The 16,187-nt window shown below is 42.7% G+C and carries 11 protein-coding genes; 10 read left to right on the forward strand and 1 reads right to left on the reverse strand.

Annotated elements, in window-relative coordinates; translation table 11 throughout:
• Window positions 1–18 precede the first annotated feature (18 nt).
• The 7 genes from FHS45_RS09480 to cobA all read left to right on the forward strand — a co-directional run bounded on the left by FHS45_RS09480 (window position 19) and on the right by cobA (window position 11,292).
• On the forward strand, window positions 19–1,332 hold the full coding sequence (locus FHS45_RS09480) for a YjiH family protein (RefSeq protein ID WP_062447500.1): 1,314 nt from the start codon (window positions 19–21) through the stop codon (window positions 1,330–1,332).
• A gap of 226 nt (window positions 1,333–1,558) precedes the next feature.
• Complete coding sequence (gene nirB, locus FHS45_RS09485) at window positions 1,559–3,910, forward strand: nitrite reductase large subunit NirB (protein WP_062441516.1); 2,352 nt, start codon at window positions 1,559–1,561, stop codon at window positions 3,908–3,910.
• Window positions 3,911–3,937: 27 nt separating this feature from the next.
• Window positions 3,938–6,073 carry an assimilatory nitrate reductase catalytic subunit NasC gene (gene nasC / locus FHS45_RS09490; protein ID WP_062441512.1) on the forward strand — a complete coding sequence of 712 codons (2,136 nt, stop codon included), beginning with the start codon at window positions 3,938–3,940 and terminating at the stop codon, window positions 6,071–6,073.
• 54 nt (window positions 6,074–6,127) lie between these two features.
• Window positions 6,128–7,585 (forward strand): NarK family nitrate/nitrite MFS transporter, encoded by a 1,458-nt coding sequence (locus FHS45_RS09495; RefSeq protein ID WP_062441509.1) that lies wholly within the window; start codon window positions 6,128–6,130, stop codon window positions 7,583–7,585.
• Window positions 7,586–7,697: 112 nt separating this feature from the next.
• The gene (gene nirB, locus FHS45_RS09500; RefSeq protein ID WP_062441506.1) at window positions 7,698–10,109 is read left to right on the forward strand and encodes a nitrite reductase large subunit NirB; all 2,412 of its coding nucleotides are present in this window, start codon (window positions 7,698–7,700) and stop codon (window positions 10,107–10,109) included.
• Between the two features lie 16 nt (window positions 10,110–10,125).
• Window positions 10,126–10,455: a nitrite reductase small subunit NirD gene (gene nirD / locus FHS45_RS09505; RefSeq protein WP_062441503.1), complete on the forward strand. Its 330-nt coding sequence runs from the start codon at window positions 10,126–10,128 to the stop codon at window positions 10,453–10,455.
• 57 nt (window positions 10,456–10,512) lie between these two features.
• A complete protein-coding gene (cobA, locus tag FHS45_RS09510) occupies window positions 10,513–11,292 on the forward strand; it encodes a uroporphyrinogen-III C-methyltransferase (RefSeq protein ID WP_062441499.1) in 780 nt (259 codons plus the stop codon).
• Between the two features lie 305 nt (window positions 11,293–11,597).
• Here cobA and FHS45_RS09515 read toward each other — a convergent pair whose 3' ends face one another.
• Window positions 11,598–12,176, reverse strand: coding sequence for a hypothetical protein (locus FHS45_RS09515; protein ID WP_062441496.1), 579 nt, complete (start codon window positions 12,174–12,176; stop codon window positions 11,598–11,600).
• A 168-nt stretch (window positions 12,177–12,344) separates the two neighbouring features.
• Between FHS45_RS09515 and FHS45_RS09520 the strand changes: the two genes are divergently transcribed.
• The 3 genes from FHS45_RS09520 to FHS45_RS09530 all read left to right on the forward strand — a co-directional run bounded on the left by FHS45_RS09520 (window position 12,345) and on the right by FHS45_RS09530 (window position 16,185).
• Window positions 12,345–13,280: an LCP family glycopolymer transferase gene (locus FHS45_RS09520; protein WP_062441493.1), complete on the forward strand. Its 936-nt coding sequence runs from the start codon at window positions 12,345–12,347 to the stop codon at window positions 13,278–13,280.
• Window positions 13,281–13,703: 423 nt separating this feature from the next.
• Window positions 13,704–14,066: a hypothetical protein gene (locus FHS45_RS09525; protein ID WP_062441489.1), complete on the forward strand. Its 363-nt coding sequence runs from the start codon at window positions 13,704–13,706 to the stop codon at window positions 14,064–14,066.
• A 277-nt stretch (window positions 14,067–14,343) separates the two neighbouring features.
• The gene (locus FHS45_RS09530; protein WP_062441486.1) at window positions 14,344–16,185 is read left to right on the forward strand and encodes a M6 family metalloprotease domain-containing protein; all 1,842 of its coding nucleotides are present in this window, start codon (window positions 14,344–14,346) and stop codon (window positions 16,183–16,185) included.
• Window positions 16,186–16,187: the final 2 nt, after the last annotated feature.

Raw genomic sequence — 16,187 nt, forward strand, 5'->3', positions numbered from 1 at the left:
GAAAACGTTCAAAAGGATATGAATATCCAGGAGACCCCAAACTCTCCGAGTGGAACTACTATACTTAAATTCTTTCTTTTCAGTTTGATTGGTATATTTACATTTTTTATCCCGATCACCATCAACGGCACCTCATCCATACCACTCGATCATATCGTTACCTTCATCCAAACATCATTCGGCAGTTTAGTACCTTATTACGCCCTTTTAGTCATCGTGTTAGGAGCGGCTTACCCATTTTATAATCAATCCTGGAATAAAGATGCCGTCAATATGGTATTATCCTTCTTTAAACTCCTTGGTGTGCTCGTGGCCGTAATGCTTATTTTCAATTTTGGGCCTGGGTGGCTGTTCGACCCAAGCATGGGGCCATTCTTGTTTGAAAAGTTGGTAATCCCGGTTGGACTTCTTGTTCCTATTGGTGCAGTTTTCCTTGCTTTGCTAGTTGGCTACGGTCTGCTGGAGTTCATCGGTGTTATGCTGCAGCCGATTATGCGTCCGATTTGGAAAACACCTGGACGTTCAGCAATTGATGCAGTTGCTTCTTTTGTCGGTAGCTATTCGATCGGACTATTGATTACCAACCGTGTTTTTAAGGAAGGGAAGTATACGGTCAAAGAGGCGACCATCATTGCGACTGGGTTCTCTACCGTATCTGCTACGTTCATGATTGTTGTTGCTAAAACGCTAGGCTTAATGGAAATATGGAATACGTACTTCTGGGTAACATTGTTTGTCACTTTTTTAGTGACTGCTATTACCGTTCGTATCTGGCCATTGAACACAATCAGTGATACTTATATAGACGGGAAAGGCAATCCAGAGGAAGTGATAAAAAAGAATCGAATAAAAGCAGCCTGGTCTCAGGCGATGGAGGCAGCGGCACAATCGCCATCCATCGGTAAAAATATTTGGATGAATCTTAAAGACGGTTTTATCATGACCATGGCTATATTACCTTCGATTCTGTCCGTAGGGCTGCTGGGGTTAGTGTTGGCAGAATATACCCCTGTATTTGATATATTAGGTTACATTTTTTACCCGTTTACCTTGTTGATGCAAGTTCCGGAACCATTACTAGCCGCTAAGGCTTCAGCGATTGAAATAGCGGAAATGTTTCTGCCAGCGCTTCTTGTAGCAGAAGCACCGATAATCACGAAGTTTGTCATTGGAACATTATCGGTCTCGGCTATTTTGTTTTTCTCAGCGCTTATCCCATGCATCCTGTCCACGGAAATTCCTGTCAGCATCCCGAAACTGATTGTCATCTGGATTGAACGAACCATTCTCACCATTATCATTGTCACACCAATTGCCTACCTGCTACTGTAAAATGAACGCACCCCGGAGTCTCCAAATTTTGGAGGCTCCGGGTTTTTTTACTTTAACGAAGTTTAACTTTGTTAAAGGATTAAAGTATAAGCCGAGTTTTTCTGAATTTTCTCTGATAGATTTTCTCACACATAATGGGACTTCTGGAAAATTCTTATGATAGGGTGAGTTACTATATTCAGTAAAAACATTTTAACTTTACTTTTTCTACAGTCGGAGGTTATTTATGGAGAAACAAAAATTGATTCTGATCGGTAATGGAATGGCGGGAGTGCATTGCATTCAACAAATACTTACTGAAAACTCGGAAAAGTATGAAATTACTATTTTTGGAAGTGAACCGCATGTGAATTACAGCCGTATTATGCTCTCGTCTGTTCTTCAGGGTGGAACGTCTTTCGAAGATATTGAGCTTCATTCCCGCAGCTGGTATGAAAAAAACGGAATCCGATTGTTTACTGGTGAAACAGTGACGGCGATTGATAAAGAAAAAAAACAGGTAGCTACTGACCAAAACAGGAAGGTGGATTACGACAAGCTCATTATAGCGACCGGTTCAAAGCCGTTTATACTGCCATTGCCGGGGGCTGATCAACAGGGTGTCCTGGCTTTTCGTACCATGGAAGATTGCCGACAAATGATAGAAGCTTCCCAATCCTATCATAAAGCAGTAGTAATTGGAGGAGGGTTATTGGGGCTGGAGGCTGCAAGGGGGTTATTGAACCTTGGGATGGAAGTGGACGTGGTTCATCTCTCTGATTATTTGATGGATCGGCAGTTGGATTCGGAAGCTTCCGTTATGCTTCAAAAGGATTTGGAAAAGCAGGGGATGAATTTCCTCTTAAAAAAATCTTCCCAGGAGATACTTGGTAATGGACATGTCACAGGCATTCGTTTTGACGATGGGTCATCTGTTGAAGCAGACCTTGTCGTGATGGCTGTCGGTGTCCGGCCTAATATTGATTTGGCGAAAGAAACCGGAATTGAAACGAATCGAGGCATCCTGGTCGATGACAGGATGACAACAACGGAACAGGACATATACGCAGTTGGAGAGTGTGCAGAACATGATGGAAGCGTATATGGGCTGGTAGAGCCTTTATATGAACAGGGAAAAGTGCTGGCTAAGCACCTTTGCAATCATCCAACACCTGGTTATCATGGTTCTGTTTTATCTACTCAATTAAAAATATCCGGCGTCGATGTTTTTTCTGCAGGAGATTTTAAAGAAGATGATACGACGAAAACTGTTCATTATCGAAATGATATGGAAGGTATTTATAAAAAAATAGTGTTTCGCAAGAATAAAGCAATCGGGGCGGTTCTTTATGGAGATGTAAAAGACGGGCCAAAGTTGAGAGATGCCATCATTAAACAAAAAGTGTTGTCCGACCGTGATAAGACACGGTTACTCGATACTGCGGGTTCAGATGATACATTCCTAGCTGAATTATCACCAGATGCTGAAATTTGCACCTGCAATCATGTTTCCAAAGGTGATATTATCCACGCTGTTCAAAAAGAGTCGCTTACTACTTGCGAGGAAGTAAAAACATGCACAAAAGCTTCCAGTTCCTGTGGAGGGTGTAAACCTTTGGTGTCCGACCTGCTCACCTATATCCATAGTGCTCAGTTCGAGGAAGAAGCGATATCCATGTCTTTATGTACATGTACTACCTTGGCAGAAGATGAGGTAGTGAATGCGATCCAAAGGGATCATCTTAAAGGAGTACAGGAAGTTATAAAAACTCTAAATTGGAAAACAAAGACGGGATGTTCCATTTGCCGTTCTGCTATTGCCTATCATCTGGATGTGACTTCTACCGATGGTAGCTGCCAAAAACAAGCAAGCGATACGGACAATAGCGAACGAGAGCTGGTTCAGGCTGATGGAGAATATGCAATCATTCCACAGACATATGGCGGGGTTCTTAATCCTCGCCAGCTAAGAAAACTGGCTGACCTGGCAGACACATACCCCCACGCTCGTTTTGCTCTTTCTTCAGACCAGCGAATTCATATCCATGGTATGAAAAGAGAAGAGTGGAATAAAGCAAGAGTTTTACTCGACATGCCTGTTCTGCAATTAGGTACGCATCGTGTCGGTACCGTTCAAACCAGCGTCAATAGCTACGGGTGTTCGTGTGACAAAAGCCGGGCAATTCAACTCGCTGCTGTGTTAGATGAACAGACAGAGCGTTTAAAGATTCCAGCTCCTACAAAAATTGCTGTCTTTCACTGTGTCCACGCAAAAGCCGCCGATGATGCAAGGGATATCAATATTGTCAGAGCAGAAAGGGGCTGGGAATTATATGTTGGGGAGAAGAATGGGGCCAGCATACGTTCCATCAATTTACTTTGTGTGGTCACAACAGTTGAAGAAGCTGGAGAGATGGTAATGGCATTAATGCAATATTACCTTCAGTCAGCCAACTATCTGGAAAAAGTCTCATTCTGGCTTTCTCGTGTGGGACTGTACCATATAAGAGAAGTTTTATTCGATGAAGAATTACGAGGATATTTGCTGGGAAATAACAACCTTGGCGGTTTAAACAAAAAACAATTGATCTATAGTTGAACGAAAATAGAGTAAAGGATGATCGGTTTGACTGAGCTAATGCTGAAGTACTTTCGAAATAAACATCAGAAAGTGCAATCCGAAAAGGTTTACGACACGCAATGTCCTTTTTGCAGTATGCAATGCAAAATGCAGCTTGTCGAGCAGCGTGTCGTTTCTAGGAAAATTTATAAAACTATAGGAAAAGATAATCCAACCACGAAAGGGAGGCTGTGTATCAAGGGGAAAAATGCCCACCAGCATGCCCTGCATCAGAAGCGAATCACCCAGCCCTTGTTGAAGGTGAAGGGGGAATACCAGCCGATTTCATGGAAGGAAGCTTTGGAGCATATCCGCAAAAATTTTACGGACATACAGCAATTGGCCGGTAATGATGCACTATTCGTTTATGGCAGTGCTTCGCTTACCAATGAGGAGGCTTATTTATTAGGTAAGTTTGCGCGTGTAGGTTTAAACACCAGGCATATCGATTATAATGGCCGTTTATGTATGGCTGCAGCAGCTACAGCCGCTAATCAGACGTTCGGTATCGATCGTGGATTCACGAATACCTTAGAGGAGATTCCGCATACCCGGTGCATCATCCTTGCGGGCACCAACATAGCGGAATGCCAGCCAACGATTATGCCTTACTTTGACCAGGCGAAGGAGAATGGTGCCTATATCATTGCCATTGATCCCAGAGAAACAGCAACGACTTCTATAGCTGATATGCACTTAAAAAACAAACCAGGTACAGACGCCACTTTGGCTAATGGCCTATTAAAAATAATCATCGAAAAAGGGTTGATCGATCAAACATTTATAGAAGGCCGGGTTGATGGCTTTGAACAGGTGGCAGACCGACTTTCTTCTATTAAACTATCTGAAGTATCGGAAGTGACGGGGGTTTCGGAGGAGGACTTATATTTGACTGCAGAAATCTTTGGTGAGGAAGAATCCGGGATGATATTCACCGCCAGGGGGGTTGAACAGCAGACAGATGGGACAGCTGCTGTTCGGGCCTTTTTAAATATTCTGCTTGCGACAGGGAAAGTCGGTAAACCCTACTCCGGCTATGGCGCAATTACCGGGCAAGGAAACGGCCAGGGCGCAAGGGAACATGGACAGAAATCAGATCAGCTCCCTGGATATCGTTCCATTGAAAATAAAAAAGACCGTGCTCATATTTCACAAATTTGGAGGATTAAAGAATCTGAGTTGCCGGGAAAAGGAGTCTCCGCTTATGAAATGTTCAAGAAGGCCGATCAGGAATCGATCAAGGGAATGTTCATCATGTGTTCCAATCCGGTAATCTCTCATCCAAATTCTAATTTAATCGAACGTTCATTAAAGAAGCTTAAGTTTTTGGTCGTTGCCGATTTATTCCTTTCAGAGACTGCGAGATTAGCAGATTTGGTCCTGCCGGCATCTTCGTATCTGGAAGATCAAGGAACTATGACGAATGTCGAAGGGCGGGTGACCTTGAGAGAAGCGAACCGCCCTCTTCCGGGGAAAGCGAAGCATGACTGGCAGATTATCTGTGAAATAGCAAAGGCAATGGGGAAGGGAGACTACTTTTCTTTTACCACAGCTGAAGAAATTTTTGATGAACTGAGAAAAGCCAGTCGAGGAGGCAAGGCAGATTATTATGGGATGACCTATGAAAAATTGAGGAAGGAAAACGGTGTGCTTTGGCCCTGTCCTGATTACGAGCATCAAGGTACGAAGCGATTATTTGAAACAACTTTTGAGCACAAGGATGGGAAAGCGAAGATGGCTATTCCTATGGCTGCTGATGTAGAAAAGGAAGTCCAGAATGATGATTTCCCGCTGATTTTAACGACAGGTCGTGTAATGGCCCACTATTTAACTGGCGAACAAACAAGGAAAAGTACTGCTTTGGCAGCCAGAGAGTTTGAATCATTTATGGAAATTCACCCGGAAACAGCAGCTAAATACTCTATTGAAGATCATTCACTTGTGAAAATCGAGTCACAGCGAGGAAGCATTGTCGTAAGGAACAGGTGCTCCGAAAAAATAAGGAAAGATACAGTCTTCGTACCTTTCCATTGGACAGGGGGGCAAAATGTGAATCGCCTTGTTTCTGATAAGCTTGATCCTGATTCACACATGCCTGCCTTTAAAGTAACCGCTGTAAAGTTAAAACCTGTGCTGAGTTAAATTACTTGAATGGCATAAGGAAAAATAAATACGTTCAATCGGAAGGTGGATGACGTGCAAGAAATCTATGAAGGAAATCTAAAGGTGCTTATCATGTCCACACTGGCCTTTTTTATCAGTGTCATGGTCTGGTTCAATTTGGCTCCGTTTAGTTCCATTATTATGGAACAACTGGGAATTACCAAGGAAGAAATTGGCGTCTTAATGCTGGTCAACCTCTCCTTAGCAATCCCTGCGAGAATCATTATGGGACGGTTAGTGGACAGGTTCGGTCCAAAACGGGTATTTGCTGTACTACTTGTTGTTATGAGTGTACCCTGTTTTATCTTTGCTTTAAGCAGTTCTTACTGGCAGCTGCTCATCTCCCGGTTATTTTTAGGGATTATCGGCGCCAGTTTCGTAGTGGGAATTCGAATGCTGGCAGAATGGTTTCCTGAGCATCAAGCTGGTTTCATTCAGGGGATTTATGCCGGCTGGGGAAATTTCGGCTCAGCAATCGCCTCGTTTACCCTCCCTCTACTAGCTTTATTATTCGGAGGAGACAACGGTTGGAGATATGCGGTTGCAGCTACCGGGTTACTCGCCTTAATCTATGGATTGGTTTTTTACCATCAAGTGGAAGATACCCCTCCTCATAAAGCTTTCAAGCGATCCAAATCTTCAGGTGTAATGGAAGTCACCAGCTTCTCGGATCTCATCATTCTTCTATTCATTTCATTGCCTATTTATGGGGGGATGGGCATCCTTGTATGGTCACTGCAGCAGGCCGGATTACTGGCTAAAGGAGCAGCAATTGGGTTTTATGCTTTATTAGCAATTCTCTACCTGGTTCATGTCTGGAAAATATGGGTGAAAAACATAGCCTATTTAAAGTCTGAAATACCTGAGTCAGAACAATACTCGATGCTGCAGGTAAGTATATTGAGCCTCGGCTATTTTGCAACATTTGGGGGAGAACTAGCTGTCATTTCGATGCTGCCGATGTTTTTTCTGGATACCTATTCTTTAAATACTGTTGCAGCAGGAATGATAGCCAGCAGTTTTGCTTTCACAAATTTGGTTGCACGACCGGCTGGAGGGTGGCTGAGTGATCGTTTTGGACGGAAACGGATACTTATGACCTTATTATTTTTGCTAGGGATCCTTTATTTTGGAATGTCAGCTTTAAAGGGGGAGTGGCCACTATTCGCTGCCGTGGTGCTGACCATGTGCTGTTCGATGATCGGACAAGCAGCCTCTGGTTCTGTCTTTTCACTAGTCCCTTCCATTAAGAAAAGTAAAACAGGCCAAATTGCCGGAATGGTAGGGGCTTATGGAAATATCGGCTCGGTCTGTTTTCTGGCGATACTTAATTTAACGTACCCTGCTTTATTTTTCGGAGTCATCGGCACTGCAGCTCTCCTTTGTTTTGCTCTATCATTTTTTATCAAAGAGTCGCCCCAGGTCTATTCCACGGACAGTCAATATATTGCGGAACGAAACTATCACTTGAAAGTTGAACAAAATATATGAGTCTTTTGCGAAAGCATGTGAGGTTTTCTCACATGAGAATTGTGCATTAGGATTATACCCCTTAAAATGACAATTATTCTAAAAATTATTATAATTTGGAGGTTTTTACTACATGTCCAAACAAAAGCTGGTACTTATCGGAAATGGAATGGCAGGTGTCCGGGCGGTCGAGGAAGTGCTTCAGTTAGCACCTGATCAGTTTGACATTACGATTTTTGGAAGTGAACCATATCCCAATTATAACCGGATTGAACTATCCAAAGTGCTGCAGGGAGATACGGAAATCCATGACATCACATTGAATAGCTGGCAGTGGTATGAGGACAACAATATTAAACTGTATCCAGGCGAAACTGTACTGAAAATCGATAAGGACAAACAAATAGTAAGGACGGATAAAGGCCGGGAGGCAGCGTATGACAAACTGATCATTGCAACCGGGTCGCTGCCCTTCATGCTGCCGCTGCCTGGAGCAGATAAAGAAGGCGTAACGGCGTTTCGGGATATCAAAGACTGCGAGAAGATGATTGAATGTTCTAATCACTACAAAAAGGCGGTCGTGATTGGTGGAGGTCTGCTTGGCTTAGAGGCGGCACGAGGTTTATTGAATCTCGGAATGGAAGTTGATGTTGTCCACCTGGCAGACTATCTAATGGAACGGCAACTAGATCAGACAGCGGGTAAAATGCTGCAAAAAGAATTGGAAAAGCAAGGGATGAATTTTCTTCTGGAAAAGCAATCAGAGGAAATTATCGGAACGGATCGCGTTGAGGGACTCAAATTCAACGATGGTCATCAGATAGAGGCTGATTTGATCGTTATGGCAGTGGGGATCCGGCCGAATGTCTCATTAGCGAAAGAGAGTGGAATCCCTGTCAACCGCGGGATCATAGTCAATGATTATTTAGAAACAGAAGTGCCAAACATATATGCAGTCGGGGAATGCGCGGAACATAGAGAAATGGTTTATGGGCTGGTAGCACCATTATATCAACAGGGTAAGGAAATGGCCAAGCAGATATGCAGCATAGAGGGAGATGGCTATCAGGGCTCTGTTTTATCTACCCAGTTGAAGGTGTCGGGCGTCGATGTTTTTTCAACAGGTAAAATCAATGAAGATGAACATACAAAGTCGCTGAAACTTTTTGATGATTGGAATGGTACCTATAAAAAAGTCCTGGTGGATAAAGGGAAAATTACTGGGGCAGTACTTTTCGGAGATACGAGCGATGGTAACCGGCTATTGAGCCTGATCAATAATGGGGCAGCAATAGAAGAATATACAGAGTCCGAACGTTCCGAGAACTCGGGAGCCGATCTAATTTCAAGTATGCCGGATGAGGAAATCATCTGCGGCTGTAATGGTGTGACGAAAGGTACGATCGTTGAAGCAATCAACAGTCAGGGATTGGCCACAGTCGAACAGGTCAAAGGCTGTACTAATGCCTCTCGCTCTTGTGGTGGGTGTAAATCCTTAGTTTCCGATTTGCTGGAGCATACCCTGGGAGATGACTACACCCAAAACGAGAAAGAATCAATCTGTACTTGTACCACTTTATCAAGGGATGAAGTGATCGAGGAAATAAAATTGAAAGGATTGACGCATACAAGAGAAGTCATGAATGTATTGGGCTGGAAATCAGAAGAAGGCTGCTCCAAATGTAAGCCGGCATTGAACTATTATCTTGGCATGCTTAAGCCGACGGAATATGAAGATGAAAAAGAATCCCGCTTTGTCAATGAGCGTCTCCACGCCAATATCCAAAATGACGGGACGTATTCAGTCGTACCCCGGATGTATGGCGGGGTAACAAATGCTGAGGATCTACGGAAAATTGCCGATGTGGCAGATAAATATGAAGTGAAAATGATCAAAGTTACTGGAGGGCAGCGTCTGGATTTGCTTGGAGTTAAAAAACAAGATCTTCCAGATATCTGGTCAGAGCTTGATATGCCTTCAGGTTCTGCTTATGCAAAGGGACTAAGGACAGTGAAAACTTGTGTCGGTGCAGACTTTTGCCGTTTCGGTACGCAAGATTCAATCGGTCTGGGAATCAAAATGGAGAAAAAGTTTGAAGGGCTGAATACACCCCATAAAGTAAAAATGAGTGTATCCGCCTGTCCAAGAAACTGTGCGGAAGGATCGGTAAAAGATGTCGGGGTCGTCGGTCTGGATGGAGAATTTGAAATATACGTAGGTGGCAATGGTGGTACCCATATGAGAAAAGCAGAACTCTTGTATAAGGTAAAAACAGAGGAAGAAGTGCTTGCTGTTACAGCTGCCTTTTTACAATATTATCGTGAAAGTGCCAATTACCTGGAACGGACTTCTGCCTGGGTAGAGCGAGTCGGGTTAGACCAAATTAGATCTGTATTAGATGAAAAGCAGACGTTCCTTGAATTGAATGCCCGCATGGATGAAGCATTATCCGTTGTACAGGACCCATGGAAAGAAGCGATCGAGGATAATCGTCTCCTTCGTGAGCTTTATCAAAATGTAAAAGTACCAGCAGGAACAAATTAAACCGGGGAGGAACCCATTGATGGAAAAATTATTAAGCAAAGTATTCGTATCGAGGCTGGAGGACCTTCCAGAAAAATTAGGGAAAACTGTTATAATTGGAGAATTAGAGCTGGCCGTATTCAAACTCGAAGAAGGAAAGGTGCGGGCAATCGAAAATCGCTGTCCTCATAAAGGTGGTGTCCTTGCGGAAGGAATGGTGAGTGGGGAGCATGTTTTTTGCCCGATGCATGATTGGAAAATCAGTACTCGAAGCGGGAAGGTCCAGGAACCTGACACTGGCTGCGTACAGACCTATGAAACAGAAGTAAAGAACAATGAAGTATACGTCATTGTTCCCGGAAAGTAACTGCTAGAATAGTGGCCCCTATTATAGTAAGAACAAGGATTACGAAGGAGGAACCGAATGGTACAGGTATATTTAGTAGGAGCAGGTCCTGGCGACCCGGATTTAATCACTTTAAAAGCATTAAAATGTATTCAGCAGGCAGATGTCATCTTATATGATCGGTTAGTGAATGAGCAGTTATTGGAACATGCAAAAACCGGTGCAGAGCTGGTCTTCTGTGGAAAGCATCCTAAATTTCATATGTTAAAACAGAAAACCATTAATTATTTATTAGTGAAATATGCGAAACAAGGGAAAACAGTGACACGCTTAAAAGGGGGAGACCCGTTTGTGTTCGGCAGAGGGGCCGAAGAAGCAGAGGCACTGGCAAAACAAGGTATATCGTTTGAAGTCGTCCCTGGAATTACATCTGGCATAGCAGCCCCCGCTTATGCTGGCATACCTGTAACCCATAGAGATATTAGCAGCTCCTTTGCCGTTATAGCTGGTCATCGCTGCAAAGGGAAGCATGAGGAAATTGATTGGAATAACCTGTCAAAAAGCGTTGACACGCTGGCTATCTATATGGGCGTTAGTAATTTACCATATATATGTGATCAATTGCTCCAACATGAGAAAATGCCGGACACCCCTGTTGCTGTCATTCAGCAAGGCACAACAGAAAAGCAAAAAGTTGTTACAGGTACTCTTTCTAACATTATAGATGAAGTAGAAAGAGTACCTATACGTAATCCTGCTATGATCATAATAGGAGAAGTTGTCCATTTCCGGGAGCGCATCCGCTCGTTTAGTCTCATGCATCAGAATGATAATGAACTGGAGGCAGCTGAAGCCTAACAGTCAGAGGAGCTGTTTAATGATGCAAGCTGTCTTATTTGTCAGCCACGAAGCAGGAGGAAAGAAGCGGCAGAACAGAGTGTCCCGATCGGTAGAGAAACTTTCCCTCACGGAGAAGCAAAATTTCATTATATGTGATTATATAGACAGTCACCCTAACCTATGTGAACTATTGAAAGAAAGAGGAATGAAGGCATTGCAAAAAAAAAGAGAATGCCGGCCGGCAAATAGTAAATTAAACAGGGACCCCGGAGCCCTCCAAAAATTGGAGGGCTCCGGGGTTCCTTGGGTCGGCATAAGTTCTTTTAGTTTCTGCTGGCGACTTCGCGCAGCAGGTTGGATCTGATTGTTTCTTTTGTTTCTTCGTACTGTACTTTCATGCCATCGGCTTCCGATGAATTGAAACCGTTGGCTTTCAATTCATCTTGATATTCGTTATAGATTTGGAGAAATGCTTCATCCGTCTTATCTTCCAACTCCTGTGCTGCTTTCGTATATTTTTGGTAAAGCTGGATAAGCGATCCTTCTTTACCGCTTTGGATTTGTTCCTGGTAATCAGTTACCGCGTCCTGAATGAGTTGGTCAACCTGCAAGCTGACTTGCTTTTCCAACTCTTCAAATTTTGGCTCAAAATTATCTTTAATGGTTTCTTTCGTAATTTCTTCCCCTAGTGCTTTGTCTTCGTAATGTAGGCTTCTGAATGGCTTTTCTGTAATTGGTTCATCCCATTGGATTATCTGTCTTACTTCTTCATTCGGGAGATTGTTCTGACCCTCATTGTCTGCTTCTTCCGGCATCTTTACCATTAATAATAGTAGCGTGCCAATAGAAGCAAGGACAACCATAAAAGATACCAGTGCCAACATCCCTCTTAATTTATTCATTATTCACCCCACCTGCCATCGCTCAAATAGTATTATTACAAGTATGGGTAAATCCGATAGAAAATAAACACCCCGGGTCCTCCAGAAAATGGATTATTACTTTTACAAGATTCGACTAATTAAGTATAATGTAATGGTGGTTTTATATTTAGTTAATGAGGTGGACGAATGAGAAGTCGTAAAGATCAAAAGAAAAAGCAGCGGAAAAAAGGAAAGTGGTGGAAGATCACTTTACTGGTCATGCTCCTGATTTTAATAGGAGTAGGAGCCTATGCTTTTTCGATTTATAGTAATGTGAAAAACACAGTCGATAAAGATTTACATGAACCTGTTTCTTCTATTGATAATGATCTCACAAAGAAAAAGATAGAGAGCAAAGAATCTCTTAATATATTATTACTTGGTGTCGATGAACGAAACTATGATAAAGGCCGTTCGGATACGATGATTGTCCTGACGCTTGACCCGGACAATGACCGGATGCAAATGGTCAGCATCCCCCGGGATACTCGTACCGAGATTGTAGGGAGAGGGACCGAAGATAAAATCAACCATGCCTATGCTTTCGGCGGAAGTGATATGTCAGTCGACACGGTCGAAAACTTTCTTGATATCGAACTCGATTATTACGTAAGGATGAATATGGAAGGCCTTGAACAGCTTGTTGATGCTGTAGGAGGAATAACTGTCACTAATAATATGGCTTTTAAACAGGACGGCATAACATTTCCGGAAGGGCAGCTTGATTTGAATGGGAAAGAAGCTCTTTCTTTTGTAAGGATGAGAAAAAATGACCCTCAGGGGGACGCCGGACGTAATGAACGACAGCGTCAAGTCATCGAAGGGGTCATTGAAAAAGGTGCCAGCATCGGCGGCGTCAATAAAATTGGCGATATCATGGACGTACTTGGTTCGAATGTAAGTACCAACATGGACTTTTCTGATATGAGGAAACTGGGAACAGATTATCGAAGTGCCCGCAAAAATACAGAAACCTATCAAATGCAGGGCAGTGGTACGAACATCGGGGGAATCTACTATTTGATTGTTCCGAATGAAGAAGTACAAAAAGTTAATGGAATGATACAGGATTATCAATCTTAAAAAGAAGTCATCTAATCGAGCAGGCAACTCATTGAGTTGCCTGCTCGATTTTTTAGTATACGAAAGTTTAATGGAATTCTCATCATTTTTTATGAGTTCTACTCTCCTTTAACAAAGAAATCCAGATCAGTTCACCCTCTTCTATTAGTTTTTGTAGTATAAAAGCCTCTGCTGCTATGAAAGGTTGGATAATATTGTGAAAATCGGGTTTATAAACTAACTTTCTTCCAGAAAATAAAAAAATATAAATAAAAATCCAGAAATCGATTAAGAGAATATTAAATATATTACATAGGTTAGTAAGAAATATTTATATTCTGTAATAGGGGTATTCATTTTACAGGATTATATTGAAGCCGATGTTTTTCACCCATATAATTAACGTGGATTCAGACAGGCACCTTTAAGTTAGGAGAGATCCCGTTGAAGAAAGTAATATTTTTATCTTTACCTTTTTTACTGATAGGATTGACGTTCGCAGCTATGTTTGAAGTGAAAAGAGCGGACACGCCATACAGTCAAGAAACAAAACAGGTGGAAGAATACATAGAAGAAGCGGCAGAAAGTGTAAAGCCTGCGGATGGAGCGGCAGCAACTATTGAAGAGGTCGACATGGGTTCTATCCAACAAACAAGTGCAAATGACGAACCGTCTTATTCCGTAGAAAAACAAAAGGATTCTGTTTCTGTATTTGATGATCAGGACAATAAAATATTTGAAACGACATTGGAAGACTGGAACAAGAACAAAGATTATTATCACGAAAAGTACCGAATTGAAGAATAGAAGGGATAAATGTTGCCTGCCTTAAGGACATGGTTTCTTTGAGGTGGGTATTTTATATTAGGTGACTGATCTGAAAGAACCGTTTAAAATACAGGACTTTGTAAATGATCTAGGGATAGCCTATGGATAAAAGGTTCCGTTGCTGGATGTCGAAATATGTAAAAAATATAGGGTATGGTAGTCTAACATGCTTATTTTGTCATTTTTTGCCCCGAAAATGTTCTGAATATTCTATAATTAACTGGAAGCAAATAGAAATTTGGGGGAGGAAAACAGAATGTTGAACAAAAAATTTCTATCATCCGCTGCAGCTTCATTGTTGTTAGTGTCCGGACTGACAACAGGGCTTGCGGGCGGAGGAGCTAGTGACGTACAGGCATCCAATAATTATAACCTGGAACCGGCGCATTATGTTCCGGCCACACCAGAACTGGCTGAACAAGCGAAAGAAGCTGGCCTTGATATTTCAAAACATGATCCAGCTGAAAAGTTTGCCAATAAAGGCTCAAAATTTGAACAGGCTGCCGGAGATCATGTCGCTTATGAAAAAGCAGAAGGAGAAGTACCGATGCTTGTTCTGTTAGCTAAATATAAGAATGGCGACCAGCCGAAAGGGACGCTGGATAAGCCGGTGCCAGCTAAGTACTTAAACGATCTTATTTTCGGGGATGAATATAATCCGTATAAGATGGATGTTTTTAAGGAATATGCCGAGTTTGAAGGTGAAAAAGTACCAACTAACAGTACCATGCAAAACATTTATAAAGAATCCAGTTATGGTAAAGTCGAACTTACTACATATGACGATATGACAGATATCGGCTGGGTGGAGCTGCCTCATGGAGCTTCTTACTACCTTGATCAGACTGGTGAGCATGCAAATGATGGCGAATATAAATTTGGAAATGACAATGGTTATGCCCATATGGGAGAGCTGGTCCGTGACTTATTGAAAGCAGCTGATCCTCATGTTGACTTTTCCAAATATGCGGAAAACGGAAAAGTGCCGAATATATTTGTAGTTCATGAAGGTACAGGAGCAGAATTCAGCCGTGATCCTGCACAGGTTTGGTCACACAAGTGGGGAGTTCTAAGTGCCTTGTACTATGGTCCATATTACGACGATGGTGTATTCGCACCTGAGGCTGAGGGAATGTCTGAGTCCGAATGGATCAAGAAAACAACAGAAGAAGAGCTTACTTATGATGGAGTAGTTGTCAATAACTACACTGTGGAGCCGGCAATCGGCGGAAACGTAGCTGGTTATGATGCCGCTACCAACACGTATAAAGAAGAATTGGAAGCAGGACCTTACCCGGCGCAGCCTGGGGTATTCGCCCATGAGTTTGGCCATGCGTTAGGATTGCCTGATTTCTATGACACTGAATATACTTCTGAAGGCGTCGGAAACTTCTCAATGATGGCGGGCGGTCCCTGGATGCGTTATCCAAATGATGCCGCATATTCCGGAAATTCACCGACCGGTTTTGATCCATTTTCTAAAATGTTCTTGGGCTGGCTGGAGCCGAAAGAAGTTACACCAGAAGATGGCGTCCAGGAATTGACGTTGGGACCAGTTAACGAACACGAAGATGTCGTGAAAATGGAGGTCCCTGGTTCTAACGGGACAGAATACTTCCTTTTTGAAAATGTTCAGCAGGAAGGCTTCAATAAAGGACTGGCACGTGTTGGTGAAAACGCGGAAGGTCTGGTTGCATGGCATGTCGATGAAAATGTCATCAACAAATATCAGACAGCTGGCCTGCGTCCTAACAACGTTGAAAACTGGATGAACAAACGTTTCCAGTACAATCATTCGGCTACAGCTTCTGATGGAACTTTGATTACGCATTATGGATTGTCTGTATTGCAGGCAGATGGAGAGTATGACCTGGAGCGTAATAACAACCGTGGTGACGAAGCTGACTTCTTTACTACTGGTGATGAAATCACTCCGAATTCAGGTAATGTTCATACAGGTTCCTATTATTTCTGGAGAGAGGATAATCCTGTACCAGCTGATTCCGGCATCCATGTCACTGACATCCAGCAAAATGAAGATGGCTCTATCACAGCTAAATTCTTCTATGAATTCCCTGGGGATGAAGGAAAAAAGTAAAT

It is taken from the genome of Thalassobacillus devorans (assembly GCF_011761345.1).
Lineage (GTDB): Bacteria > Bacillota > Bacilli > Bacillales > Halobacillaceae > Thalassobacillus > Thalassobacillus devorans.

Bases quoted from the DNA above. Each gene is read 5' to 3' on its own strand.
- FHS45_RS09480 (WP_062447500.1), top strand. From the start codon at position 19: ATGAATATCCAGGAGACCCCAAACTCTCCGAGTGGAACTACTATACTT.
- nirB (WP_062441516.1), top strand. From the start codon at position 1,559: ATGGAGAAACAAAAATTGATTCTGATCGGTAATGGAATGGCGGGAGTG.
- nirB (WP_062441506.1), top strand. From the start codon at position 7,698: ATGTCCAAACAAAAGCTGGTACTTATCGGAAATGGAATGGCAGGTGTC.
- cobA (WP_062441499.1), top strand. From the start codon at position 10,513: ATGGTACAGGTATATTTAGTAGGAGCAGGTCCTGGCGACCCGGATTTA.
- FHS45_RS09515 (WP_062441496.1), bottom strand. From the start codon at position 12,176: ATGAATAAATTAAGAGGGATGTTGGCACTGGTATCTTTTATGGTTGTC.
- FHS45_RS09520 (WP_062441493.1), top strand. From the start codon at position 12,345: ATGAGAAGTCGTAAAGATCAAAAGAAAAAGCAGCGGAAAAAAGGAAAG.
- FHS45_RS09530 (WP_062441486.1), top strand. From the start codon at position 14,344: ATGTTGAACAAAAAATTTCTATCATCCGCTGCAGCTTCATTGTTGTTA.